The organism is Geodermatophilus sp. URMC 64 (assembly GCF_053502555.1).
The window spans coordinates 1,718,264-1,743,591 of the sequence record NZ_CP199955.1; the positions used below are offsets into that span (position 1 = coordinate 1,718,264).

At 67.1% G+C, this 25,328-nt stretch carries 11 protein-coding genes and 1 pseudogene; 3 read left to right on the forward strand and 9 right to left on the reverse strand.

Going from position 1 to position 25,328, the window contains the following annotated elements:
* Positions 1-6: 6 nt before the first annotated feature.
* Genes drmC through drmD form a run of 5 tightly spaced genes read right to left on the reverse strand, consistent with a single transcriptional unit; the run spans position 7 to position 13,697 of the window.
* A complete protein-coding gene (gene drmC, locus ACWIYF_RS08540) occupies positions 7-720 on the reverse strand; it encodes a DISARM system phospholipase D-like protein DrmC (protein WP_448627694.1) in 714 nt (237 codons plus the stop codon).
* On the reverse strand, positions 717-2,825 hold the full coding sequence (gene drmB, locus ACWIYF_RS08545) for a DrmB family protein (protein WP_448627695.1): 2,109 nt from the start codon (positions 2,823-2,825) through the stop codon (positions 717-719). Before drmB ends, drmC begins: the two co-directional genes overlap by 4 nt.
* Positions 2,822-6,490, reverse strand: coding sequence for a DISARM system helicase DrmA (drmA, locus tag ACWIYF_RS08550; protein WP_448627696.1), 3,669 nt, complete (start codon positions 6,488-6,490; stop codon positions 2,822-2,824). The genes drmB and drmA overlap by 4 nt, the downstream gene beginning before the upstream one ends.
* On the reverse strand, positions 6,490-10,479 hold the full coding sequence (locus ACWIYF_RS08555; RefSeq protein WP_448627697.1) for an Eco57I restriction-modification methylase domain-containing protein: 3,990 nt from the start codon (positions 10,477-10,479) through the stop codon (positions 6,490-6,492). The genes drmA and ACWIYF_RS08555 overlap by 1 nt, the downstream gene beginning before the upstream one ends.
* A 17-nt stretch (positions 10,480-10,496) precedes the next feature.
* The gene (gene drmD / locus ACWIYF_RS08560) at positions 10,497-13,697 is read right to left on the reverse strand and encodes a DISARM system SNF2-like helicase DrmD (RefSeq protein ID WP_448627698.1); all 3,201 of its coding nucleotides are present in this window, start codon (positions 13,695-13,697) and stop codon (positions 10,497-10,499) included.
* A gap of 1,020 nt (positions 13,698-14,717) precedes the next feature.
* Between drmD and ACWIYF_RS08565 the strand changes: the two genes are divergently transcribed.
* Together ACWIYF_RS08565 and ACWIYF_RS08570 are read left to right on the forward strand one after the other, a co-directional pair.
* The gene (locus ACWIYF_RS08565) at positions 14,718-16,376 is read left to right on the forward strand and encodes a DUF262 domain-containing protein (protein WP_448627699.1); all 1,659 of its coding nucleotides are present in this window, start codon (positions 14,718-14,720) and stop codon (positions 16,374-16,376) included.
* 611 nt (positions 16,377-16,987) lie between these two features.
* Entirely contained in the window at positions 16,988-17,467 is a 480-nt protein-coding gene (locus ACWIYF_RS08570) for an HNH endonuclease (RefSeq protein WP_448627700.1), read from the forward strand.
* 82 nt (positions 17,468-17,549) lie between these two features.
* Here ACWIYF_RS08570 and ACWIYF_RS08575 read toward each other — a convergent pair.
* The 3 genes and pseudogenes from ACWIYF_RS08575 to ACWIYF_RS08585 form a co-directional block, all read right to left on the reverse strand.
* A pseudogene (locus ACWIYF_RS08575) lies at positions 17,550-17,835 on the reverse strand (IS3 family transposase); the annotation flags it as partial.
* Positions 17,836-17,957: 122 nt separating this feature from the next.
* Positions 17,958-19,952 (reverse strand): GAP1-N2 domain-containing protein, encoded by a 1,995-nt coding sequence (locus ACWIYF_RS08580; protein WP_448627701.1) that lies wholly within the window; start codon positions 19,950-19,952, stop codon positions 17,958-17,960.
* On the reverse strand, positions 19,952-23,314 hold the full coding sequence (locus ACWIYF_RS08585) for a TRAFAC clade GTPase domain-containing protein (protein ID WP_448627702.1): 3,363 nt from the start codon (positions 23,312-23,314) through the stop codon (positions 19,952-19,954). Before ACWIYF_RS08585 ends, ACWIYF_RS08580 begins: the two co-directional genes overlap by 1 nt.
* Positions 23,315-23,553: 239 nt before the next feature.
* On the opposite strand from ACWIYF_RS08585, the gene ACWIYF_RS08590 reads away from it, so the two are divergent.
* Positions 23,554-24,474 (forward strand): hypothetical protein, encoded by a 921-nt coding sequence (locus tag ACWIYF_RS08590; protein ID WP_448627703.1) that lies wholly within the window; start codon positions 23,554-23,556, stop codon positions 24,472-24,474.
* On the opposite strand, the gene ACWIYF_RS08595 is transcribed toward ACWIYF_RS08590, so the two are convergent.
* Positions 24,460-25,326, reverse strand: a complete 867-nt coding sequence (locus ACWIYF_RS08595) for a hypothetical protein (protein WP_448627704.1) — start codon at positions 25,324-25,326, stop codon at positions 24,460-24,462. The two genes, ACWIYF_RS08590 and ACWIYF_RS08595, sit on opposite strands and share 15 nt — an antisense overlap.
* Positions 25,327-25,328: the final 2 nt, after the last annotated feature.

Here is a 25,328-nt window from a genome sequence, read left to right on the forward strand (position 1 = left end):
GCTCGGTCAGCTGGCGTAGTCCACCAGGTACTCCGCCTCGCGGAGCCGATCGAGGTGCGACTTGATGGAGCCGGCGATCAGCGCATCCCGGAGGAGAACCCCGCACTCGAGATTGCTCTCGGCGGCTGCCGTCGAGAAGTTGGCGCTGGTCACCAAAGCAGCTAGGCCGTCGATCATGACGAGTTTGGCGTGCTGCACCGCCCACTCACCGTCCACGGGCTCGCGTAACGTCCAGATCCGGGCGCCGTCCAACTTCGCAGCGAGCGTTGCGGCGATCTGTCCTTGCTTCGTCCGGTCGACGACCAGGGTCACCTTCACGCCGCGTTCGAGCGCCGCCCGTAGTGCTGTCACATAGGCAGAGCCAAGCCCCGCGGAGTAGGTGGCGGCGTAGACGTACGTCTGCGCCTGGTTGATGAGGGCCGAGACGGCGAGTGTCGTGTGGCCCTCGCTGTTGGGCAGGCTCGGCGAGGTCCAGACCAATTGAGGCCGTGCCTCCTGGACGACTCCGCTGAGTGCATCCAGCACGACCGACAGAGCGTCGACGTTCCCGCCGAGCTCGGCGAGGACTGCTTCCAGACGCCCCTGGATCGACGGCCGCCGGGACGGGTGAATGCCGCCCATCGCCTGGTGCAGCATGCCGTGACCGAGTGCGAGGTTCGCCTTGAGTCGTCGAGCTTCGTCCTTGGTGACGAGAGCGCCGAGTTCCGCAGCAGCCGTCACCAGCTGCCTTCCGGGATCAGGCTGGACAAGAGTCCCGGCGTGGCAACACTGTCGTCGACCGTGAGATCGAGGACCATGCGCCGGTCCAGGAAGCGGTTGGTCCGCTCGCAGCTCGTCTCGCTCACGAAGAGGCAGAAGTGGCACGCCGCTCCGTGGAGGAAGTCCTCCTTTCCCCGCGGCGCCCGGTGCGAGCAGATCGGATCCGAAGAGCACCGCGTACCTCGGCGGAGCGCGTCCAGGACCACCTTCTCAAGTTTGTCCGGCTTGGCCAGCTCTACCAGTCCACCCAGCGTTCCTTCGCTGTCGGAGGACGTCGTGCTGATGAGTAGTCCAGCTGCCGGAGGGACGTCGCCGTTCCCCGGCCAGGCGAAGATGCGCTCGGTCAGGCTGGCCGAGCCGTAGCCGCTCGACATGGCCATCTCTCGGATCAGCAGGTGCGACAGCGTGTGGAGTGCCCAGTAACGAGGGCCCGGGAATCGCTCGTCCGGCTCGATCTCCGCCGCTGTCTTGCTTGTCCGGCGCAGGAAGTTCAGCCGGTGCGCGTCGCGGTAACGCTGCCAGACCGGCCGCGTCAGCACCTCGGCCTCCCACTGACCCACGCGGTCCTCGTCGAACTGGATGAAGACGCCTTCACCGCGGTCTTCCGTCGCGGGCACCCAGCTGGGCGAACCGTTGCGGGTCAGCGGCGCAACGCGATCCGACGCGTCGTCGATCCGGTCGAAGGCGTCGATGCGGGTGAACCCGATGAAGGCGTTGACCTTCTTGAGGCGCTCGACGGCGACGACGCCGGTCACCAAAGGCACCAGCGCCTCGGGCACCGGACGAGATTCCGCCTTGAAGTCCGGGCCACCGCTGTACTTGGTGAACTTCGCGCGGTTGCTCAGAACCGTCCACTCGGGTGCCAGCAGGGTTCTAGGGTCGCGACGAGTGGCCGCACGGTCCGCATCCTCGGCCTCGGCTGTCTGGCCCGTCGCGATCTGGAAGGCGTCCCAGAGGACGGCGTCGTCGACGTCGTCCAGCCCCGGCAGGCCGTTCAGCGCGGCCAACTGCTTGAACAGCCCCATGCTCTCGGGGCCCGGAACCGCAGCCAGGACTGGCTTCGGTAGTGACGCGATCGCCGGAGCGAGCTCGGACGCCGAGGTCTGGTCCTCCCGCGGCAGGGACAGTGCGCCCACCGTGTTGGAGAACCACTGGTTTGCAGCGCCGAGGAGCATGAGCCGCCCTTGCTCCTGGCACTTGAAGAACGCATCGAGGTGCGGGTGCCGCCCGCGACAGCGGGGGAGCTTCGTGTCGGCCCCGCGGGCGGTGGCCTCAAGCATGCCGCGCTTCTGCTTGCAGGCCTGGCAGATGATCTGGACGTCGGGACCGATGTTGCTCTTCCACTCCCGCATGCGGAGCTTCGGGCGTGGCTTCCCGGAGGGGCACTTCTCGCCGCGGTGCACCCAGGCGACGTAGGGGAACTCGTCGAGGTGCCCCTTCTGGCAGGCGATGAGGTAGCGAGCGGGGACCGCGGTACGGTTTGTGGGCTTCCGCTTCACGGCGCCGCTTTCGGACCATCCAGTGCACCCGGGGTGGAAGAACTCTGCTTGATCGGGTCGGTAAGGGTTGGTGTTCCGGTACTCGAAGCTGACGCCGTCCGATACCTGAGCGAGCAGCCCGCAGCCGGTGCACCGCAGCCATTGCGGGAAGATCCGCCCTGGGATGCCGAGGTCCGTCGCCGAGTCCTTCTGCCCGATCTCGGCGGATGCCCACGGCGGCTTGCGAAGCTCTTGCACCGTCTTGCCAAGGTGTGCCTGGACAACTTGCAGGAGACGCGGCTCGACGATCGTCTCGGGAGGCGTCGGTCGCCGACGGTAGATGCGTTCCCAGTCGTCTAGCCCGTGCGGCATCACGGACAGGTGCGGCAGATCGACCGTCGAGCCGATGCCTTGCGTGTAGAGCAACGCAGACGGACGGACGGCGCCGACCTTGGCCCGGTTCTTCGGCTTGTTGGTCTCGACGTCGGCGATCGGGTCGAGCTCCTGCTGGACGCTCGCCAGCATCGGCTCCGGGGAGCCCGGGGAGAGGTGGGGAATCTCCGTCGCGCCGTCCGACACGGCTGTCATGCGTCCTCCTCGGCGGGGGGTGTGAAGTCCCAGGACGGCGCGTCGACGGGCTCCTTCGCGGCCAGCCGGTCCGCGCTCGGGCTGACGAGCAGATTGATCTCCGGCTGCACTTCGCGCATCGAGTTGGCGACGACGAAGACCTTCTCGGCAGGGGTGGTGGTCCGTACTTCCGGACTGATCAAGAGGGGGCGAGTCACCTGCGTCTTGTCGGTGGAGCGCTCGTACACCAGCCCGCCGGACTCTTCCTTGGCTCGGCCGAACCAACGGTCCCTGCGCTGGATGAGCTTTGCCCGGACCCGCTCGTCGAAGTCGGGCTCCAGATAGGCGCGTGACGCGCGTTCGGTCAGACGATCAATGACCTCGTCGACGCGCTGCGCCTCGTCGAGGATCCGGCCGGCTCCGAGTTCCGGGGAGAGGGAGTTGGTCCGACCGACGTCCATCACCCGAGCTGCGCTGACCAGCACGCCCATCAGCCCACGCTCGAGCGCGGCCTCTGAGAACGGGGTGACGCTGAGTGCCTCTACCTGGGCGTAGAAGGTCTCGTGGTAGTGCCGGAACTGCTCGAAATGAGCCATGTCGCGCGGTCGCGCCCAATTGGCTAGCGATACCACCAGGCCAGGCTTGTCCTTGTCGCGTCCGACGCGGGAGGACGCCTGGATGTACTCCGCGGTGTTCTTCGGCTGACCTACAACCAACATCAGGCCGAGGCGCGGGACGTCGACACCGACCTGCAGCATTGAGGTGGCGAGCACGAAGTCGTATGGCCGCTGGTCGAAGGCGCCCTTCACCTTTCCGTCCTGCATCGCCTTCGTGAACGTCGCCTTACCCGTGGTGCTCCATCGGTCCGGGTCGAATTCAAGGGCGAGCTTGTCCAGCGTCGCGCCGATCTCGGATGACGAGATCCGGGAGGTCAGCTCGCCGATGGCAAGACGCGAGAAGTCCGTCGTCCGACGGGGGAACGGCTCCGTCTTCGCCGACACACGTGTGGTGACGTCGTCGTCGAGGTACCGGCGCATTCCGGCCAGCTCGCGCGTCGCGCTGAAGTAGGCGACCGAGGTCATGTACGGGTCGGCTGCCTTGCCATGCTCGTCGAGCAGCTTCTGCCCGGCAAGCAGAAGGACCTCGGCGATGCGGATCTCGGCCAGGGTGAGGCGGATGCCGTGTGCGCAGACCCCGAGGTACTTCCGCCCGGGCTGGCCCGGGGTCACCTTCAGCTCCTGCGAGAAGTAGGTGTGCCGGACATCGAGTACTTGGGGTGGGAAGACGTCGACGCCGCGTCCGTACAGGTTGCGGACTTGCTCCTCGGCCTTCCGGACCGTCGCCGTCGACGCGACGATCAGCGGGAGGACCGCCCCCCCGTCGCGGGACCAGGAGCAGAGGACGTCGATGACGTTCTCGAAGACGCCGACCGCCGTGCCGAGCGCTCCGGTGATCAGGTGCAGCTCGTCTTGGATGATCAGGTCCGGCGGCCGTAGACGCGACACCGGCCTGACGACCACGGCAGGGTAGGCGACGCCGCCCTTGGTGATGGCGTTGTGCTTCTGCCCCTTGCAGAAGTCGCCGCGGGCATCTGGGTGGCGGTAGCCGTGGCGCTCGCACCGTTCGTCGACGTAGCCGAAGAGGCTCGCCGCCTCGCCCTCGCGCGCCAGCCTTGCGAACTTGTCGACCGTAGCGAGGAGGAACGTCGGCGGGTGCCGGTAGATCTCCTCGTCGACGGTGAGAATGGGCAGCCCTTCGTCGCCCGGTCCTCGCTCCGAGAAGGGGCATCCTTCGTCCTCGCGGTCACCGCAGTAGACGTGGATGCGCTGAGTTGTGACCACCGCCTCGACGTCGAGCTTCGGGTCGATCAAGGTGCCGCACCACGGGCAGCGTTTGATCTGCAGAACCGTCAGGCCGTACGCGCGACCAGAGTCATCGTTCTTGACTGACTTGATTTGCTCCTGTGCCTCGGTGAAGCGTTTGGGACTGACGCTGCTACCGACCCAGAGGCCGATGCGGAAAGGCTCCGAGCCCCAGGTCGTCTCGTCCTCCTGGCGGATCAGCTCGGCGGCGCAGACGAGTGCTGCGGCGCGCTGGAACTGCTGAGACGTCAGCAGGCGAAGGGTGTAGCGCATGAGGACGGCGACGCCGTCACCGCTGTCGAGCTCTCCGTCACTGCCTTGGACGGTTCCCTGGAGCCGCCGGATCGCGAACGTGAAGGCCGCCAGACCGAGATAGGCCTCCGTCTTACCGCCACCGGTGGGGAAGAAGAGGAGTTCGACGCGGGCGTCGTCGCCGCTGCGGTAGGGATCGGTCGGGTCCACGAGCGCCGGCAGCTGCATCAAGATGAAGGCCAGCTGGAACGGTCGCCACGAGGCGGCCCTGTCGCCGTCTTCCTCCACCTCGGTGATCGCCTGCTCGACGGTGACACCAGCTTTGGCGGCTCTCTTGGCGGCGACCTGAGAGCGGACGCGCTGATCGCGCATGGCTCGGTTCATGAACCGAAATGCCGTCAGCGTGTTCGGGTCGCTCTCGAGGAGCGCGAGGCCGGCTCCCAGCCTGGATGCCGCGATGCGTGCGTCACCGATCGCCTCGGACGCCGTCTTCTTCAGGTGGTCGGGAAGACCAGCGGCCAAGCTCTGCTGATCATTGTCGAGCCACGCCTTGTAGCCCGCGACCATGGGCTGCAAAGCGTCACGGACGCCGCTGGCCTCGATCTCGGCTAGCAGGCGCATTGAAGTCACCGTCTCGCCGGCCTCGCCCGCGACCGTCTGCGGGACGTCGCCCGTCGGCAACCATGTCGTGCAGACCTTGGTCGACCGTCGCTGGGCGGCTTCGTCCCAGGTGACGGAGCAGGTTCGGCCGACCGCGTACTCCAGCTTGTGCTTGTACTGCAGATCGAGGCGGCGCCGTTCTGGATTGTCCTCCCGGTACCCCGGCTCGCAGACATCGCGACTCGGCAGGAAGCAGGCGGAACCATCCGTCGCCTCGACGCTGAGCTCCGTCTGGAACAGCCAGTCGCCGGGCGGTGCGTCGACTCCCGTCACCCGGTCATTACTCAAAGCCAGCTCGACAATGAGGCGGTCGCCCACCGGGAAGATCTCGACCCGGAGGCTGACGTCCTGATCGAGCTCGTAGACCTCGTTCCGCCGGGCGGTTGTGCCGGCGATGTGTAGCTCCTGCACGACCTCGACGGGCGTCCGCCGAAACCAGGTCCGCTTGCGTCCCGTTTCCTCATTCAGACGCTGGAAGCTCTCGTACCGGCCCCAGGACGCCGTCACGACGAGCGTGCCGAGATCGGACGGCACCTGCAACCGCAGCCCCATCGAGGACGGATGCGTCAGGGAACCCTTGGGACCGGTGTCCTCCTCATCATCCGACTCTGCGGTCGCGACGTCCTCGTCGGTCGGTACGGGGACACCTTGCTGACCTAGATGGTCGGGGTCGACTTCGCTGATCGCCTGAAATGGCGCCCCATCGGCTCCTTGAGCCTCGGCCTCATCGGCATTGAAATGAAGGCGGGCTAGCGCGGGATCGATGGTGACGGGTGCGAGTCCCCCGACGGCGTACATGGCCCGGGGGCTCGTCGGAATCTCCTCGTCAGGCTCACCCCTTGGCCCTAGGAGCTCATTCTCTATGATTTCGACTAACTCCGCACGAACGATTGTCGAAGACGAGTCGGACATCAGAAGAGCCCCCCCTGATTGTGGGCCGATTGGCCCTCAATTGCGGCACGCTTGTGATTTTCCTCAAGCAGCCGATCGAGAATTTCTACTCGAATCGCCGGACTGACGGTGAACCTTTCCATTTTCCGGTAGGTTTGAAAGTCATGAATGAGGTCGAGGTCATTCCAGCCGTAGGCCTCTATTGTCGCTTTATCCACTTCCACGTGCAGCTCGCGCAAAAGACTGATGTCCGCATCATTTGTCACCGCCGGCGAGTTTACTTTCGTATACGTAGCTGTGAGCCCCATGCCTCGCCGAAGCATAATCTCGCGCCGTACCTCGTCCAGACGCTGGCCCACCTCCTCGAGATGGTCGGTGTTGTGGGGGCGGGGGAACGTTTCGAAGACGTCCGAGGGGGTGTATCGAGGGTCATTTTTCATGCCTGAGCCGTACTTGATGACCCACGTCTGGTGCATGGCCGAGGAGAGGACGGCGAGATCTGCGAAGGACTCCGACGCAAAGACGACGACCATCATGCTGATCACGCCGTGGTTCCTGATCCGCACCGGCATCACCGTTCTGCTTACCTGGGCGATACCAAGGACGTATTGCTTGCCCTCAATTGCTCGGTAGAGGCCGGGCACGGTCTCGGCGAAAGTCCACCATCTATCACGGTAGATTTGTCGATTGCTCTTCTGTCGCTCGGGTAGAACGAGCTCCTTGACTCGCTGCATAGGTGCCCGGTAGGCCTCAGCCTGGTCCAGCGTGAGTCCGGAGAAGTCGATGACCCATCGGCTCCCGTCTGTCGTTGGTCGAGAGTTGAGATCCTCGCCGCTTAGGTATGGCTTGATGACTTCGGAATTCCTGAGGTCGGCAGTCAGCAGCTCTTGGCGAGCGGCGGTATCCAGCACGAAACCGGTGCCCAGCAAGACAGAACCGATGAACGCGAAGGATTGATTTTCCCGTAGTCGAACTGGGTCGCCGGCGACCCGCCCCTGCGGCTCGAGGTGAGTGGTTATGGTCGTAGCCATCTCGTCGTCCGCGCTGAGTAGCACGTCCTGCTCTACTCCTGCCCGCGTGAGCCAGACGGCTGCGAACTCAAGAGCGGCGGAGCGTGCCGGCCACGGGCGACTCCGAATCGATCGACGTATCGTCCATCCACCATTCGCCAGCTCTCTCAGGCCGACTCGACGGGTGTCTCCCTGCGCCACCGTGTTCGTTGCAATAATGCCCAACTGGCCGGAGTTCGGTCGGGCTAGTGAGGCGGCTCGTCGAAGGAAATATGCGACGAGATCCGCGTTTCCTCTGGCGCCATTGGACACTTGATTGACCATCAGGTCCCGGATGTTGTGACCGTACGCACCGGTGATTTTCTTGCCGCCGAGGAAAGGTGGGTTGCCGATGATTGCGTCGAAACCGCCGTGCTCCAGGAGGACGTCGGGGGCCTCGATAACCCAGTGGAGCGGCCGCCAACGCGTGTAGTCAGTGGCAACTGCGGGCGTAAGCCCTTGCTCGATGATGCGGTGGAGGGCGGTGGTGTCGCCGGCGGACCTATCGGCGGGGAAGGCCCTTATGAGGGCCCCTTCGAGGGCGGTGTAGGCGTCGTCCAGGGCAGCGCCTGGTTTGCCACCGACGCGCAACGCGGTGGCGACGATGCCGTCGGCGATTAGGTGAAGCTTTTCGGTCACGTGCTCCGACTGGTCGAGCAGGCGCCGCTTGCCGTTGCGCGTGCGCTGGGGGTCGTCTTCGTCGACGGTCGTAGCCAGTTGGTGACGGATGCGGATCACCTCGTCGAGCACGGCCTCCGCATCGACGAAGGCGTTGAGCTGCCTGGACGTCTTTGTCTCGGGTGCGATGTGCAGGTAGCGGAGCTGCTTCAGCGCGGTGACGCCGAGCAGTGAGTTGCCGTGAAAAATCTTGTCGTCGACGAATGAGAACGGCTTGCTCGGGTCGAGGGAGACCAGCCAGAGGGAGAGCTTGCACATCTCGACGGCCATGCCGTTGATGTCGGCGCCGTAGAGGCAATGCGCGATGACCTCTCGGATGGCTCGCGTGCGGAGGCTGCCGTCGACGTGGTCTCCGTCGACGATGCTTTCGGCGGTCCAGGCCTCGACGAGTCGGTCAGCGAGGTAGCGGGCGGCGGCGACGAGGAAGGCGCCGGAGCCGGCGGCGATGTCGGCGACCTTGAGGTCGAGGATGGCCGAGCTGGAATTCAGGCGCCAGGCGTCTTCGTCGTTGGTCTTCAGCGGGCCGGGTTCGTAGACCAACGGCTGCAGGGCGTGGAGCACGACCTCCTCGGCCAGGGACCGAGGGGTGTAGTGGGCGCCTGCGTTCTTGCGCGAATGGGTCTCGGAGACCACCAGGCCACCCCGGGGGATGACGTAGGGCAGGTTGCGTAGATCGCGGCGGATGTAGTTTGACCAGTCGACCAGCGCGGCCAGCAGGTCGGGATCGTCACCGGCGACCGGCTTGAGCAGCCGGTTCATCTCCGCCTCGTCGACCTCGGCGTCGTAGAGCTTGGCGAGCTTGGCTGCGGAGACCAGCTTCGCCGCGGGCTGGGTCTCCTTGACCCAGTCGGTCAGTCCGGCTGCGAAGTCCTTCGCATCGGTGGAGTCGTCGTAGATGTCGGCGAGGGTGTCAAGGTCGATCTCGGGCTCTTCGCCGTCCTTGCCGACCAGCCCCAGGAGGACGGCGGCATCAACTTCACGGCAGGTGTAGCCGAGCAGGCCTTCGTAGATGTAGCCGATCTGCTCGACGTCGACGTCCCGGAACGAGATCCGGCGTGCTTGGCCGCCGACCTTGGCCACCTGCACCGACTCGAGCACGTGCAGCATGACGCGGTCCGACACGCGGAGGTGGAGGCCGCCGTCGGGGCGCTCGGCCGCCAACCACGAGAACCGCTGGGGGTCGAACAGCGATCCGCCGTAGGCCGGCATCCGGACCTCGTCGAAATTGGCACCGCCGTAGAGGGCGGTGCTGACTGCGAGCAGCCGGTGCCAGACGTCGGAGGAGTGGTCGAGGTTCTCCTCACCCTCCCGCCTCGCACGAGCCTGCAGGTCGTCGAGCAGGTCGCTGATCCCGTAGGCGGCCTGGTACAGCTCCGGGGTCGGAAGCATCCCGCGCTCTTCGGCGAAGAGCAGGAAGACCACCCGCATCATCACCGTGACCGCGGCCTGGTAGATCTCGTCCGGGTCCTCGCACAGCGGGTCGACCGACCCCTTGGCTCGCGCGGCGAGCCTGGCCTCGGAGAAGGACTGGACGAGCAGCTCGACCGATTTGCGGACCTGGACGCCGAGCGCCTCGGTGATCTCCTCCGCCTCGAGCACGCTCCGCTCGAACAGGCGCGGCAGCCGGCGCTCGGGGTTCTTGTGGCGCAGCGTCGAGGCGTGGACCAGCGTCAGGAACGCATCGCGCAGCTGCGGCTCCTCGCGCCAGGTGAGCGCGTCTACCACGCCCGAGCCGGTGGTGGTGCCCTCACCGGTCCACACGAGCGCCCACCATCGGCCGTCGGTCACCACCCCGATGGCGACGTCGGCCTTGCGCAGCAGCGCGGCCATGCGGTCGACCTCGCTCGCCGACCAGCCGTCCAGACCCGCCGCGTGCAGGCTCTCGGTCGGCGGCACGACACGAAGCAGGCACACCAACTCGCCGTTCCGGCCACCGAGCCCACCGCCGGGACGCACCGCGATCATCTCACCGGGGGAGCGGACGACCAGATCACCCGGGAGGTCCGCGGTGGCAACCCGATGAGGGCCCCACAGGGCGAGCTCGTCGAGGACCACGTCGATCCAGGCAGCGACGGTGCGGCCGTACTCCTCCGTCGATCCGGACCGGGAACGGTCGAACCCCGCCTCCCAGGCGGCGTGGTTCTCCTTGAACGCGACCAGACGGTCATCGACGTCGCTCAGCCGGTCCATCCCATCGGGCCAGATGTCCTTGAGCACGGGGAGGGACAGGAACGGCCCGTCCGTCTCGACCTGGGCCAGCCAGTCCTGGTGCAGCTGCGACACTCTCGGCGGTCGACGTCTCATCGGACCGACACCCCCCGCTCTGCGTCAGCAGGGCTGATGGCGAAGAGAATCGCGGCGGGGAAGGGCCACGGCTTGACGTTCTCGTACCGGGTCTCGACCGCCTCCCGCTCGCGGCGGCGCTCGTCGTCGAGCTCGTCGAGCCGTGCCCGCATCTGCCTCAGGTCCCTCTCCGACTGGTGCTGCTCCACGTCGAACAACATCGCTTCTGCGTCCTCCTGCAGCTTCTCCGCTTCGGCGATGGATTCGCGCAACGTCTGGCCGAAGCGAGCGAAGATGGCGTCGACGCGGGCGAGGTCTTCCTCGCGCCGCTTCGTCAGGCGGCCCTCGACCTCCTGCGTCCGCTTCTCGACCCGCGTACGGATGGCCTCCTCCACGCGGGCTCGCAGACCCGCGGCGTCGTCGTCCCAAGCCGTGGCGAGTCCCTTCCGCACGTCCTCCGGCGCCTCGGTCAGCTCGTCGCCGTCCAGAGCTCGGGCCAGCAGGTCCTCAGCCCTCTCAACACCGACCTGCTGCCGTCGGGCCAGGCGTGTACCGGCCAGGAAGACCTCCTCGTGCAGACGGGTGCCACCACGTCCGACGAGGACCAGTCGGACCACTGCGGCGGCGAACGACTCGTCGAGCCCTGGCACCACGACGGCGCTGACCCTGCTCAGGTCGGACTCGCCGCCCCAAAGGGCCGACCGGAGCAACCGCGTTGACCGCTGGAGCAGCGGGTGACCGAGGTGCGCGTGGACGACGTCGTTGGTGCCCCGGGCGAGGTCCTGGTCGAACGTGATGGGCCGCAACCGGTCCGGCTCGAGTCGGCTGCCGAGGCCCCGCGTCACAGGCTCCCAGGAACGCGCGAGGTCGGGGAGCCCGAAGACGCCGTCGTCGTCCGCTTCGACCTGCGTGGGGATCAACGGGGGCTGCATGTCGAGCTCGAGCGCGGTCTCGACCACGCGACGGAGGTTCATCGGCCGCAGGTGCAGGCTCTCGCGGTCCTCTCGGAGCTGCGTCTCGAGGGCGGTCAGCTCTGCATTCACCTGTCGCTGCCCGAGGAGCATTTCGTTGATCGCGCGGTCGCCCTTAGGACCGTCCTTCTCCGAGCGAATGGCCATGACGGAGCCGGCGAGCCTGCGCTGGATGTCCGGGGCGATGATCTCGTTCGCCGAACCCAGGTCGAGCTCCACCCGGGCGATTTTCGTCGCCACGAGAGCCAGAAAGTGCACGTCGGATGCCAGCCCGGAGTGGCCGTCGACAGGCTGGAAGTGCCGGATTTCGGGCTGGTGATCCTGGCCGTAGCGGTCGACCCGGCCGATGCGCTGCTCCAGCCGGTTGGGGTTGAACGGGATGTCGTAGTTGAACAGCCGGTGGCAGTGCGCCTGCAGGTCGATGCCTTCTCCGGCGGCGTCGGTGGCGAGCAGGATGCGGACCCTCGTCTTGCTCGGTGGCTCGTTGAACTCGGCGCGGGTGATCTCGCGCTGTTCCGGGTCAGTGGATCCGTCGATGATCGCGATCCGCTCGGCGTCGTAGCCGTGCTGGAGGAGGTTGTCCCGAATCCAGGTCAGCGTGTCGACGTACTCAGTGAAGACGACGATTCGCTCGTCCAACCAGTGCTCGCCCGCGAGCAGGACGCCGTCGAGGTGCCGGACGAGCGCCGCGAGCCGGGAGTCGACGGTGCCGTCGAAGTCGTGCCCCCAGCTGCTCAGCCAGCGAAGGTCGTCGACGTCGTCGTCCGTGAGGGGCGGGAGCTTCCTCCGGGTGCCTGCGAGGGTGAGCAGCTCCGTCTGGTCGGACCTGCCTTCCTCGAGGTCGTCGGCGTCGACGCCCAGGACGTCGTCGTAGTCACCGGTCAGGTCGGTGTCGACTCCCCGCAGGCGTGTCTGGAGGTAGACGTCGACCGTCTTGGCGAAGGCGACGGGGGAGGAGAAGAAGCGCTTCTTCAGCAGCAGCGTCGCCATGTCCCGTGCCTGCTTGGCAGCGCCGTCGCCTTTCGCCAGGGCCTTGTCGCGCCGGTTCGTGAAGGCGAGGAGCCGCTCGTAGGCCTCTCCCTCGGAGGCGGTCGGCTCGAACGGCAGCGCGGTGACCTGCCGCTCCTGGAAGCCCTTTGCCTCCTTTAGGTCGCGCTTGAGGCGTCGAACCGCCACCTCGCGGAGCGCCGAGCGGTCGATGTGGGAACCGCGGACGAAGCGCTGCGGGTCGATCATCTCCAGCAGGGCCGTGAACGACTCGACGTAGCCGTTGTGCGGGGTGGCGCTGAGGAAGAGTCGGTGCTCGCACTTCTCGGCGAGTTCGCGGACGGCGTGGGTCCGCTGTGAGTCGACGGCGTAGCCGCGGCGGGTGATGTTGAGCTTGTCGACGCGCTGCGGGCTCGACGGGGCGACGTGGTGCGCCTCGTCGACGATGAGGATGTCGTAGGCGAAGCGGCGGGCTCCTTCGCGCCTCGCGGTCTGGGCGTAGACGGCGCGCAGGAGGCGCTGGGCGCGCTGGCCGGGGAGCCATGACATCGAGACGATGACCCGCGGGAAGAGCGTGAACGGGTTGGCGTGCAGCCCGTGGCTGCGCCGCACCTCGCGCATCGTCTCGGAGTTGATGACCGTGAAGTCGAGGCCGAACTTCTGGATCATCTCGTCCTGCCACTTCAGGGCTAGCCCGGCCGGGCAGACGATGATCGCCGTACGTGCCCGATGGCGAAGGAAGAGCTCCTGAGCGACGAGTCCGGCCTCGATCGTCTTGCCCAGGCCGACGTCGTCAGCGAGGAGCAGATTTGCGCGCGTCTCGCGAAGCGCGCGGCGCAGGGGCTCGAGCTGGTAGGCCTCGATGTTGGCGCCACTGCGGAACGGTGCCTGGACGACCTGCGAGTCGGCCGATGTGATCGCACCCCAGCGCAGGGCATCGATGAAGGCTGCCAGGCGCGTGGGTGCGTCGAAGAGGGTCGGGTCGATCGTGCCGGGCAGGCCGGTCTCGGCGCGGAGGGAGCGGCCCGGCTCCAACTCCCAGACGACGGTGAGCTCCTCGCCGAGTCGGTCCTCCTCCAATGACTGGAGGCTGACGGCGTGTTGAAGACCAGTCGCGGCGTCGTCCGCACCGCTGCGCGGCAGGCCCTGTACGCGGACGTCCGTCACCGCCCATGTGGAGCCGCGCACGACAGCGATCTGGCCAGTGTCGGGCAGAGACGTGCGCTCTGCTGGCGTGTATTCGCTTGCTGGCCGGCTCACAGCCAGAAGAGTAGATACGCGACATCCCTAGGACGTGGACCGTGGGCCGTCAGCCAGTCGCGCTCGCTGTTGACGGAGCCCGCCGTGGACAGGTGGGACCCAGGCACCGGCCCGAGTCATGGTGGCACCGCTTCAGCCGAGCTAGGTTTCATCACGTGACCGGCCCACGGCAGCCTCCGCGGCAAGGTCGCTTGACATTCCCGGGCTTCTTGGCTCGCTCTTATGTTGTTGGCGGGGCGCTTCTCGTCTTAGCGGCAATCCTTTTTGTGATCGGAGCGCACCAAAGCTACGTCCCCTATCAAACACTCTGGACAGGCGTGGCTTCGATGCTGGGCTCGGTGGGGCTGTTGAGCGTTATATACGAGGCCTTTGTCAAGCGGTCTTTTGTGCAGGACATCTTGCGCCATTTCGGTGTCGCTGACCGGGTTCAGGCGAGTGGACTGGTCGACGTCACGCACGATCGCCTCTCATTCCCATGGGCCGAATACCTGGCCGAGGCAAAGTGGGTAGACGTAGTGCCGATTTGGCTTCCGGAGTGGCTGAACTCGCCAGAATGGTCGTTCTTGCAGTCTGCTGCATGTCGTCGTTCGCTGGAGATTAGGCTCTATTCCGCAGACAGCGAGCTCGTCCACGGTCAGCTTTGCGATAGCGCGGAAGTGATCAAAGCTGCCACTTCAGCTGGAACATCTTGGAGATCCTGGGGGGCCCAGTTAAACGGGGAGTCTAGTCTACGAGTGTCGACGTATCGAGGCTTTCGTGCGTCCATGGGAATCATCCGCACGGATAGGCATGTCATTCTGCAAGTGGGATCGATGCTGAGAACCCTACCTGACGCGAGCACGGCCGTTTTCTGTTTCGCAAACGATCCACGCGGCGAATTTGCGAAGTGGGTAGCTTGGACTGTAGACAATCTTCCAGATGTGCACCTCGTCGAGTTGTGCGAACCAAAGAGTGCACGGGCTGCCACGCACAGCAGCTTGAGTGGGAACGAAGGCCGCAAGGCGGAAGCGTCTAGCGCAAATGCCGATGGTGCTGCGCCTGGGAGCCTCGGAGGCGCCAGCAATGGCTGACCTAGAAATCACTTCGTTCGATGTTGGTCGCCTCATGGATTATGTGCGAGATGGAATCCTTGTTCTGCCCGAGTTTCAGCGAGACTTCGTCTGGTCAGACGACAGAATCTCCAATCTCCTGGTTAGCGTGCTGAAAGGCTGGCCCGCGGGAACCCTCCTCCTGTCTGAGATGGGCGCCCAGAGCACCTATGCGCTGCGGTCGTTCGAAGGTGGGCCCCCTGTGGATCCGCTTATTGCGCGCTATCTTGTTCTGGACGGGCAGCAGCGACTAACGGCTTTGTATGAGGCGCTCAATCCGTTCGCTGAACGCGTTTGGGCGTTGAATCTGACAAACTTTGGGCCGGAGCTTGGGCCGGATGAACTGCAGGACAATATTAGGGTCTTTACGCCACGGCAGTGGACCCAGCGACTGTATGAAGCTCACCGGGGCGCATCAGCTTTGTGGATCCCGTTTCATGCTCTCGCGTCGGAATCGGCCTTCTTCAAGTGGCGTCAAGATGTGGCGACTCAAGCGGCGCTATACGGAGAAGTTGACTCAGACACGGCGCTTCGCACAACCCTTGCGCGTCACTACAAGAACGGGCTCGACCGACTGCATCGCTTTCTGTTCCCGGTCGTGTTGATCGACAAGTCGCTGGACTCAGAATCGGTGGCACGAATCTTCGAACGAATGAATACTTCAGGCCTGGCCTTGAGCACGTTCGATTTGGTTGTTGCGCACAGCTACGATGAAAAATGGAACTTGCGCGCAGAGTGGGATGAGGCTCTCGACTCCAATCCTATCCTTCGGGACTTCCTTGATGGAGACGGGCTAGCCCCGATTGAGATTATCTCCCTTGTGGGTACCCACTCCGTTCGCCGGGCCGACGTGCTGCGGTTGCCGCCGGAGGAAATTCGAGCGAACTTTTCGCATGCCGTGAAGGCCTTGCTTGGAGCTATCGACTTGTGCAACAAATGGGGGGTCGTTAGGCCTGCGTTCTTGCCGCATCGAGCCTTCCTCATTGTCATGGGTGCGGTGCTCTTTCGGGGGCGGATTCCAGATAGGCACATCTCGCTGTTGCGGTCGTGGTTCTACTCGCGCGCGTTTGTTCAACGCTTCAATGTAGCGGTCAACACAACAATCGCGTCCGAATATATGGACTTAGTAGAATGTCTAGACAAGAGTGCGTCCTTGCGGCGTCTAACTACAACATCTGCGCAGGTGCTCACCGGTAATGCCCGCACGTCCTCGGCTCTCCACAGATCATTCTTGGCGCTGATTGCGGCGGGAGGTGTTGTGGAGATCTCCTCCGCACTATTCGAGCTCCCCCTAGAGGCCTACTCTCTAAGGGCTGTGCCGCTATTGCGTCCGCCACTTAACAGGAGAGTCCTCGGGTTCGTCCTGCTTCCAGCGGGGAGGGTTAAGGAGCTGGAGGGGCGTGGCGCTGGTCAATTGTTGCGTTTGCTTGAGGGGCAGGATGAGGCGAGTGCTAAGTTCCTGTCGGGACAACTCCTGCCTCGTCGGGAGGGTGCCTACAGTGACGATGAATCGTTCCTTCGTGCTCGCCTTGACCTTCTACGAAGTCGCATGCAAGAGATCGTTGGATACGACGTGATCGAGGACACTTAAGGAGGCGCGACCTCTTAGGTGCCTACCTAACGCAGCTTGTGGTTGGACGGTCGCAGCTATGAAGGGATGCCATGGGTTCACCATCGTCTCGACACGTGGTCGGGTGATGCCCAGTCGAGGACCACGGACAGACGGGCTATGCCACCCTGCGCCTGGATGAGATTGTCGTGTCCTGACCGGCAGCCCGCCCCAAGCGTTGTCCAGGGCAGGCATCGAGCGTGGCCCCCTCGCTGATTGCGGCTCCCCTCTTCTCCGAGCTGCACGACAAGCGCTCGTCGTCTTCACATGGCAAGGAGAGACCGTGGCTTCGATTCCTCTGACCTGGAACCCTGAGAGCTGGGGCGCCGACGAGTACGACGACTGGGTGACCAGCACGCAGGCTGGCGAGCGTGTGGGCGAGCGATGGAGCGTCGCGCACAGGCGACACGGCATCGGCTACGAGGACCGCGGGTTCCTCTTTCGTCAAGGCTCCGCGGGTCGCGGGTTGGACGGCGTCGGGGCGATTCAGACACCGCCATACGAGGACGAGCACTGGGACGACCCGAACAGGGTCGCTTCGTACGTGAAGCCTGCTGTGGTCCGAGTTTCTCCCACTCGACCAGATGGTCACGGTGGACGAGCTGGAGGCTGCCGCTCCTGACTTTGGTTGGCGGACCGTTTATTGGTCTGGCAGAACGATTCCTGAGCCGACAGCAACGCAGCTAGAGTCGCTCTGGCAGGTGCGTACTCAGTTGGAGCACGTGCCTACACCGCAGGAGGTGTTGCAAGATGTCGTGCTGCTCGAGGGGTCGCGGTACTGGGCTTGGGGGTCGCGATATGAACGCAACCCCGTGGCCCGACGGCGTTGCCTCGACTACTGCGGCTACACCTGCACAGTCTGTGGCTTCGACTTTGAGCAGTTCTATGGCGAACTCGGCGTCGAGTACGCGCAGGCTCACCACGTCACACCCCTGCATGTGATCGGGGGCGAGTACGAGGTCGACCCGGTCGAGGATCTGCGCCCTTTTTGCGCGAATTGCCATTTCATGCTGCAAAGCGGCGACCCGATCATGACGCCCGAAGAGCTTCGCGGGTATCTGACCAGAGTGTGAGCAGACGAAGTCGGGGCTGCGCAACTCTGGGCATTCGGCTTGGGACTGCCAAGACTTCAGTAAGCTCTGGTCGGTGGGGCGGTCAGGCCGCGTGAGCGGCCTGGGTCAGTGTCTCGAACTCGACGGGAGTCATGCCGCCGAGGGCGTCTTGGCGCCGGCGGCGGTGGTAGGTCTTCTCGATGCAGACGACGATCGCCAGCCGTAGCTGCTCGCGGCTGGTCCAGCGCTGGCGGTCCAGGACGTTCTTCTGCAGCAGGCTGAAGAAGGACTCCATGGCGGCGTTGTCCGCGCAGGGGCCGATCCGGCCCATTGAGCCGCGCAGTTGCGCGTCTCGCAGGGCTCCGGACGTAGGCGTGGGAGCGGAACTGCTAGGACTCAACCGGTCGTCGCAACGCCAGCCTGTGCTGCCGAGAGTAGGTGTTCATCAAGCGTCTCGGCCCGGGCCAGCGCGGTGATGTGACCAACGCGATCAATCCGCCGATCAGGCGTGTCAGACCTCGGTCAACCGCCGTGCCTGCTCGACGGCTGCCCGGCGCCACAGATCTTCGACCCGGGCAACCGCAAGGGTGTTTGACGACATCCGCGGAGTCCCCTGGACGAGCGTCTCTACGACGTCCAGCAACTCCTTCCTCTGGGTGCACTTGAGGAGCTCACCAATCACCGCCTCGCTGCATGTCCGCAGCCAGCGGCTCGCGGGATCCCTGGCGAGGATGTGCGTGGCTCGCGCACGGCGGCAGTGGAGGTTCGCTGCCAGAACGACACGCGCCTCGCGGTCAGGGTGCTTGTTGCTCAGCTGTTGCCACCCGGCGTCCCACGCCATGTCGTCATCGAACGCCCGCAGGGGAAACGCGACCCCGGGCAGTGCTCTCACGTCTACCCGGAGCAGCGTCTCGGCGAGGTCCACCCATTGCTCCGTGTCCGGTCCCCAAAGGTCAACGTCACGTGGCAGCTTCTCGAGGTGGCCGCTTGTCGTCAGCAGCAGTTCGCGGGGGTTCGCGCTGGCGCCACCGTGTCGCAGAGCGTCAACTCTCAGCGCGCCCGAAGGGACGGGGAGGCCGCCCAGCCCACGAGTCGTCTCCGGGGTCAAAGTCGAATCCGGCAATTCACGACTCCTGTCCAGCGCCGAGTGCACGACATCCATGATGGGGTCCCGCACCGGCGTGGCCGTCACCGGCTCCTTGCTCGCGCGTAGGTGGGGGGTCAAGGGTGTGATCCGCGGTACTGGCACCAGCGGCTTTCCCGCGGCGACGCCGGCCTCAGACTTCAGATGCCGGTGCTGGGACTTCGCCGCGGTGACGGGCTTCGTCGCGTCCAGGGGCGGTGGGTACGACGCAGGCCGAGCGACCACACGCCGGACGTGGTAGGGCCGCAGTTTCTGTTCCGTCATCGGGCCGAAGGCGAGCGTCGCCGGGTAGTGCTCTCTGACGATCTCCTCCGCGGCCTCTTTGAGATTCTCGAGGGAAAGCTCCTTCTCCAGCAGGAGCACGGCCGCACCCAGCGCCCAGAGCGGTTGCTCAAGCGGGTGCTCATCGCACTGGGTGGACAGGTCCTCGATTTGCTCGGCCATCGAGTCGAAATCGGGGGACGAGATGACCTTCTCGGCGAGCTTTGCCCAGGGGCCGGCCTCCAGCTCGGTGCCGTCCTGCAGCCTCCAGCGACCGGTCGCCGTCTGGATGGGGCCCGTGTCATCGTCGAGCACCGCGAACGACTGGCCGTCGAGCCGGCGGGCAATGGCCGCGTCGGCCGCGGGAACCCCCACGACGGCGAAGGGCCAGCTGTGTGGAGTCGTTGTGTCCCGGAGTCGTTCGTAGGTGCTGAAGGGCAGCGCCCACGCGTCCGAAGGAAAGAGCAGTTGCTCGAGCAACCACACCCAGGACGCCGCCGCGTCGACAGCGTCGCTGACGACCACGAGAGCGCCCTTCCCCGTGGTCAGGTACCGCTCGAACGCGGCGAACACGAACGCCGCGTGCTCGGGCCGTTCCTCGAGAAAGGCGGCCACGGCGTCACCGTCAAGCGACCCCCAGGGGAGCCGATCAAGACCCTCGTCCAGCGAGGCCGCATCTACCGCAGGGGCCCCTAATGGTCGCAGCCATTGTTCGGCGCCCCAGAGGTCCGCCGGGCGGAGGATGCCGTGCTCGTCTGCCTGGTAGTTCGACCGCTCGACGACGAGCCCATGGGCGTAGAAGTTGGGGCGCCCTGAGTAGTCCGGTCCCGCAGCCACGACGTGGCTGACGCAGACCAGCGGGTCATCCAGCTTGTCCAGCCGTAGGCAACGGGGCAGCGCGTCGGCGTCGGCCTGCGAGGGCAGCTCCGGGAGCGGCGGCGGGACGAACCCGCCAACATTGCTCACTGCCTGGCGCAATTGGTCGTCCGGAACTTCGTCCTTGGGAGTGGCGTACGCGAGCGACTGGATCTTCCACCCGGCTCCTGCTTCCCAGCGGCTGGGCTTCGAGGTCGCCGTGTAGGTGAACTGCGCCCGCAGCATCAGCGCCCCGTCGGCCAGCGGCGGGCGACCAGCCAGCGCAGCGGGTCAGCCACCCGGAACGAGGACAAGCCCGCCTCCGAGAGGGTGGTCCCGCCTGCCGGGGCGTGCCCGAGGGCGGACAGACCGAAGTACTCCACCCGGCTGAAGGCGCTCTCCACCTGGTGCACGAACTGCGTCGCGTTGAGGCTGAGCAGCAGGCTCCGCGTCTCCTCGTGCGTCTGGCGCTGGTCCTCGGGGAACAGCTCGAGGGCGTGGGCCGGAGTCCGGTCGTACCGCAGGGCAGAGCCGCCGTTGAGCCGCCCGGACAGCTCCGTCCCCGGCGTCGCGACGGCGCGGTGCATGCCGTCTAGCTTGCTCACGGCCACCATGACCGGGATGTCGATCCGTGCGGTGCTGCCCCGCCGGCGGCGGATCTCGTTGATGACGTTCTCCATCACCAGCAGCGGGTCGCCGGCCACCGGCGGCAGCGGGATCTGGCCGTCGAGCCACGTGCGGACGCCGCGGATCTGCAGCGGGTCCAGCAGGAAGAGCAGCGCGTCCGCCCGGGCCATCGTGGGGCCGTACGGCCGCACGGCCGCCGGGTTCTCGACGTCCTCACCGGCGACGTCGTAGAAGGCGAGGGTGCGCAGCCGCCCGTTGCGCTGGTCGAGCCGGAGCACCAGGGGCGAGAGGACGTCGGCGTTCTGCTCGGCCCGCACAGTCGAGCCGACCGTGCGGCCCTGGTCGAACGATTCGCGCATCTGGCGGATCCGGCCGTCGGTGTGCGCATCCAGCGGCGCGGCCGCCGCACCCGTAGCCGGCCCCCACACGTGCTGCAGCCAGTCGAACAGCCGCACCAGGTATGTGGTCTTCCCGGTACCGCGGGCACCGATGACGCTCACGGTCACGGGGTCGGTAGCCACGCCGGCGGCGGGTAGCCCCGCGTGGCACTCCTTGCACACCAGCTCGGAGGTGGGGGTGTTGCAGTGGGGACAGGCGACCGTGTCGAAGGGCACGTTGCCGCTGACGAACAACGGACGGGCCTGCACGGCCTCGCCCAGGAAGGCCGACAGCCGTTCGTCGAACTGCGGGGAACACCGCCCCACGCACCGGAAGACTTGAGGCGCCTCGGGCTGGACGGTCATGCACCGCAGGCAGCGGACCTGCCCCTGCCCCAGAGGCGGCGGAGGCGGATCCATGCGGCGCGGTGCTATCGGCGGGTCGATGACGATCGGCGACGCCTCCGGCCGGCTGAACGGGAAGGAAGGGTGCGCGGCGAACAGGCGGGCGAACTCGCCCGGCTCACCCGGGAGCTCGTCCACGGTGAACCACTCGTTGGGGACGACGGCGGCGCCCTGGACAGCGAAGCTCTGCGGCGCCTGCGGGCCGTCGTACGGCGTCAGCGGGATCCGCTCGGGGTTCGTGACCAGCCCGACGTGGAAATCGGGCCAGCGCCGGTCGACCATGACCTGCAGGTTTCGGCGTCGACCCATGAACCCGGTCTTCTCGAGCCGGTAACGGAGCACCCAGCGGCCGGGGTAGGTCGTCGTGGTGACCGGCCCGTGTGTGAAGGTGCCGGCGTAGAACACGGCACCGCGGATGTGGAGGTCGCACCCGCCCATGTGCAGGTTCAACCGCATCCCGCCCTGTCGTTCGTATTCCTCCTGCGTGATGCTGATCGGCTGTGCCCCGTCGGGGGCGCCACCGATCGCGCCCCGCGCCACCTGGACGGTGGAGGCCCCGACGGGCCAGGCGAAGCGCAGCAGCTGCCAGTCGACGCGCTCGGTGATCTCGACATCGGTCACGGCGCCGAGCAAGTTCACCACCGCGACCTCACCGACCGCCGCCTGGTCGCCGATGATCGTCACCGGCGTGAAGGCCCGACGGGGTCCGCTCGTGTGGCTGAACGGGATGTTCGGGACCACCGACGTGCTGCCGTCCGAGATCACCGGCTCGCCGAGCTGCTCGCCGAGCGACAGCGCGGCCAGCTGTGCGGTGCTGATCACGCGGCCGGCGGCGGCGTGCTCAGGGACGGCGTCCGCCTGGTAGACGACGACAGTGCCGAGCGCGGGCGTGGGCCAGCGGAGCTCGACCCGCGCCATCGTGGCGTCCCCCGTCACTTGCGCGGTCAGCTCGGTCACCGGCTCCGGAGTTGCCGGGATGAAGGCAGAGGCCTCGACGCCCGTGGAAAGGGTCGTCCGGCCATTCGTGCTGTCGACGAACTGCGTGACGACCCGGTACGCGTACTGGTGGCCCGGCAGCACCCCGGTGTCACGGGCGAACCGGGGCTCGGCGTCGATCTCAAGGTCGGCGTGGAACCCGGGCAGCAGCGACTGGTCGGGCCTGCTGCGGACCACGCGGACCCTGTCGACGCCCTCAGGGGCAGTCCAGCTGAGCATCACGGCGTCCGGGTGCGCGTTGACACGCAGGTTGGTGACCTCGGGGACCATCCGTCCGGCCGCGTGGTGCTCGGGGCAGGCCGAGAGGAGCGATGCCCGGTCGTCGGCCGCGTAGCTGAACACCGAGAAGTACGGCCCGGTGCCGCCGAGGACCAGCGCCCGGGGCTCCTCGGTCACCAGGATCCGGGTGCCCGCGCTGGGCCGCACGGGGATCGAGGTCGGGGACGACACCACCAGGAACGCCAGCTGCTGCGAGCCGCGGTCGAGAGCCGGCCACCGCAGCTCGACCTGGTCACCGGGCAGCGGCGTGAAGCCGATCTGGTTCTCGCGGCCGGCGAAGACATCCAGATCGTCGGACCAGTCCGACAGCGAAGCCTCGGTCGCCCCCGACTGCGTGGGCTGCGCCTCGAGGCCCTCCGGGGCCTCCGCACCCGGTGGTACCGGCTGCTCGGTCGGCGGCGCGATCGGGTCCTGCTCGGCCGCGTTCGTCCCCGGCCCGGGCTCGTAGCCGGCCGTCTCGCCGTCCTTGGGGACGGTGATCCGCTCCTCTCGGGTGGCCGACAGGCCCCGCCGGTTCTTGCGACGGGACTTCAGGTGTGGCCCGGCAGAGGCGGCGGTGGCGGCCGACCCGTTGCCCACGACGTAGGACTGCGGCGGTGGCGGTACAGGGCGGTGCTGCTGCTCCTGCCCCCCGCGGTCCGCATCCTGTGGGAACAGCTGCGCGTCCCCGTCCGGGCGGGGCCCGGGCACCTCGGGCGCCGCGGGGCCGGTGCCGGCCCTGCTGCTGCGCACCACCGCGGCGAGCGCCCCGACGGTCGCGGGGGCCAGCTTGATGCCCTTGTTGCGAAGGAGGCGGGACAGCTCCTCGGGGTCGCCGGTGCGGGCCCGGGCGATCATCAGCAGCACGCCGTCGGTGGCGTCGAGTGCGACGCCGTGCTCGTCACGGGCGACGCGGAGGTCGTTGTAGAGCGACGACGAGGTCACGAAGAACTCCTAGGTCAGCGAGAGTGGGTCAGCGAAAACTCGACGACGGCGATCGGTGGGCGGGCACGAGCCCGAGCTCGACCCCGGAGGGTCGCCGCTCTGCCACACTGCGTCAGCGTCCGGCCCCTCGGCCGGAGAACCGCGTAACCGGAGGGGAAAGTTACCGGATGTCTGTTCTGATGACGGTGAACGACGAGCACGGGCTCGCCGGGAACCAATGCCGTGTCGAATGGCAGGGCGTGAGCGCGGGCGACGCCGTGATCGGGCGCCTGGTCACGGGTGACGGGACGACGCTCGACTTCCCGGCGCAGCCGGTGCAGGGACTGCGGCCCCAGCCGTACGCGGACAACGCGTGGCTGCTCGACCTGGCGCAGCTGCCCGCGGGCTGGCGGCAGCTGGACCTGGTGGTCAAGGCACCGACGTCCCACCAGGTATCGCTGGCCCTGGAGGTTCGACGGCCGGAGGGGGGTGTGGAGGTCCTCCACCACGCCGGGTTCGCCACCGTGCCGGGCGCCGCCATGGTCGCTCTGCGGATGACCCCCGCGGCCGACGGGTGGAGCGTCACCCCCTACGACTCCCGCTTCGCCGACGAGGACAGCGGCCCTCCGCCTCCGTCGAGCGTCCCGGAGGCGCTCAGGGAGCCGGCGGTCCTGGCCCTGCGCGAGCACGTCGTCCGGCCCGGTGACCCGGTGACTGCGGTGGTCGACCTGTCGGCCTCCATGCGCCCGCACCTGACGGCGGGGACCGTCGCCCGCGTGCTCTCCGGCGTCCAGGCCCTCGCCGGCGCGGCGGGTCAGCAGGGGGTGTCCGTCGTCGGGGTCAGCGACACGGTCCACGGTCCGCGGACCCTCGACCTGACGGCCGATCCCGAGGAGTTCCTCCGTCGCTGGACCCACGAGATCGGCTTCCGCACCGGGCACCGGAACGCCGGCGACGAGTGGATCGCGCGGACGGTTACCGCGGGAGTGGTCGTCTCCGTCACGGACCAGGAGACGGCCGCCGTGCCGCGGAGCGCGGCGCGCAGCTACCGGGTCGTGCTGCGGACGCCCACGCAGGACCGGCCCGCTCCGGAGCGGGCCGGCACCGTCGTTATCGTCGAGCGGCGGCCCGACGTGAGCACGGTGGTGGAGGCTCTGGCGCACGCCTCACCAGCCGCCTGAGAACGGGTCGCCGGTCCGCAGGGGGAGGGTGCCCGCGTTGGCGGGTACTCCTCCCCGGCCGGAGCCGCAGTTCTCCGAGACCGGGCCCACCGGGGTGTGCATCGCGCGGGGGGCGATCCAGGGCACTGCCGCGTACACGTCGCCCGTCGTCGCCGGGCTGTGCTCGACCAGGAGGAGCCCCGACGCGCTCCAAGCCAGCAGCACGCCGGCGAGCGCGAGCAGCATCGTCCAGGACGCGCCCACATGCACCACCGCGGACACCGCGGCGGCCAGACCGGCTGAGTCGACCAGGACGCGGAGCGTGTCGCCCACCATCAGCGCCCCCGCGGCCCAGACGAACCACCAGGCCCCGCACCAGGCGACCAGCACGGCTGGCCAGCGGCGCGGCCGTTGCCAGCTCCCGGCGGCCGCGACCACGAGCGCCACGACGGTCGCGATGGTGACAGTCGTGAGACCGACGTCGCGTGCGGACAACCACAGGTGGTTGCTCGCGGGGCCGACGTCCACCCCGAACTCCGTGTCCCGCAGCCCGGTCGCGACGGCCGTCGCGATCGCCGCCGCCGAGGCGACGGCCACGAAGACCGCGCGGCTCCATGACCGCCCCCACGCCGTCGGGAGGCGCCGGGCGCCCAGCGGCCCGCTGTCCCCCGTCCGGGCGCGCCGCACGCCCTTCAGGCCCAGCAGGGCCACTGCCCCGAGCACGGGCAGGGCGGCGCCCAGCAGGGCTCCCTGCCAGCCCGGTCGGCCGAGCCAGGACGCCAGCGCGGCTGTCGCCGCGGCCCAGAAGAGGGCCGCGGCGAGCCACAGGAGTACCCCCAGCTCACCGCTCAGCTGGACGAGATCCCAGAACACCG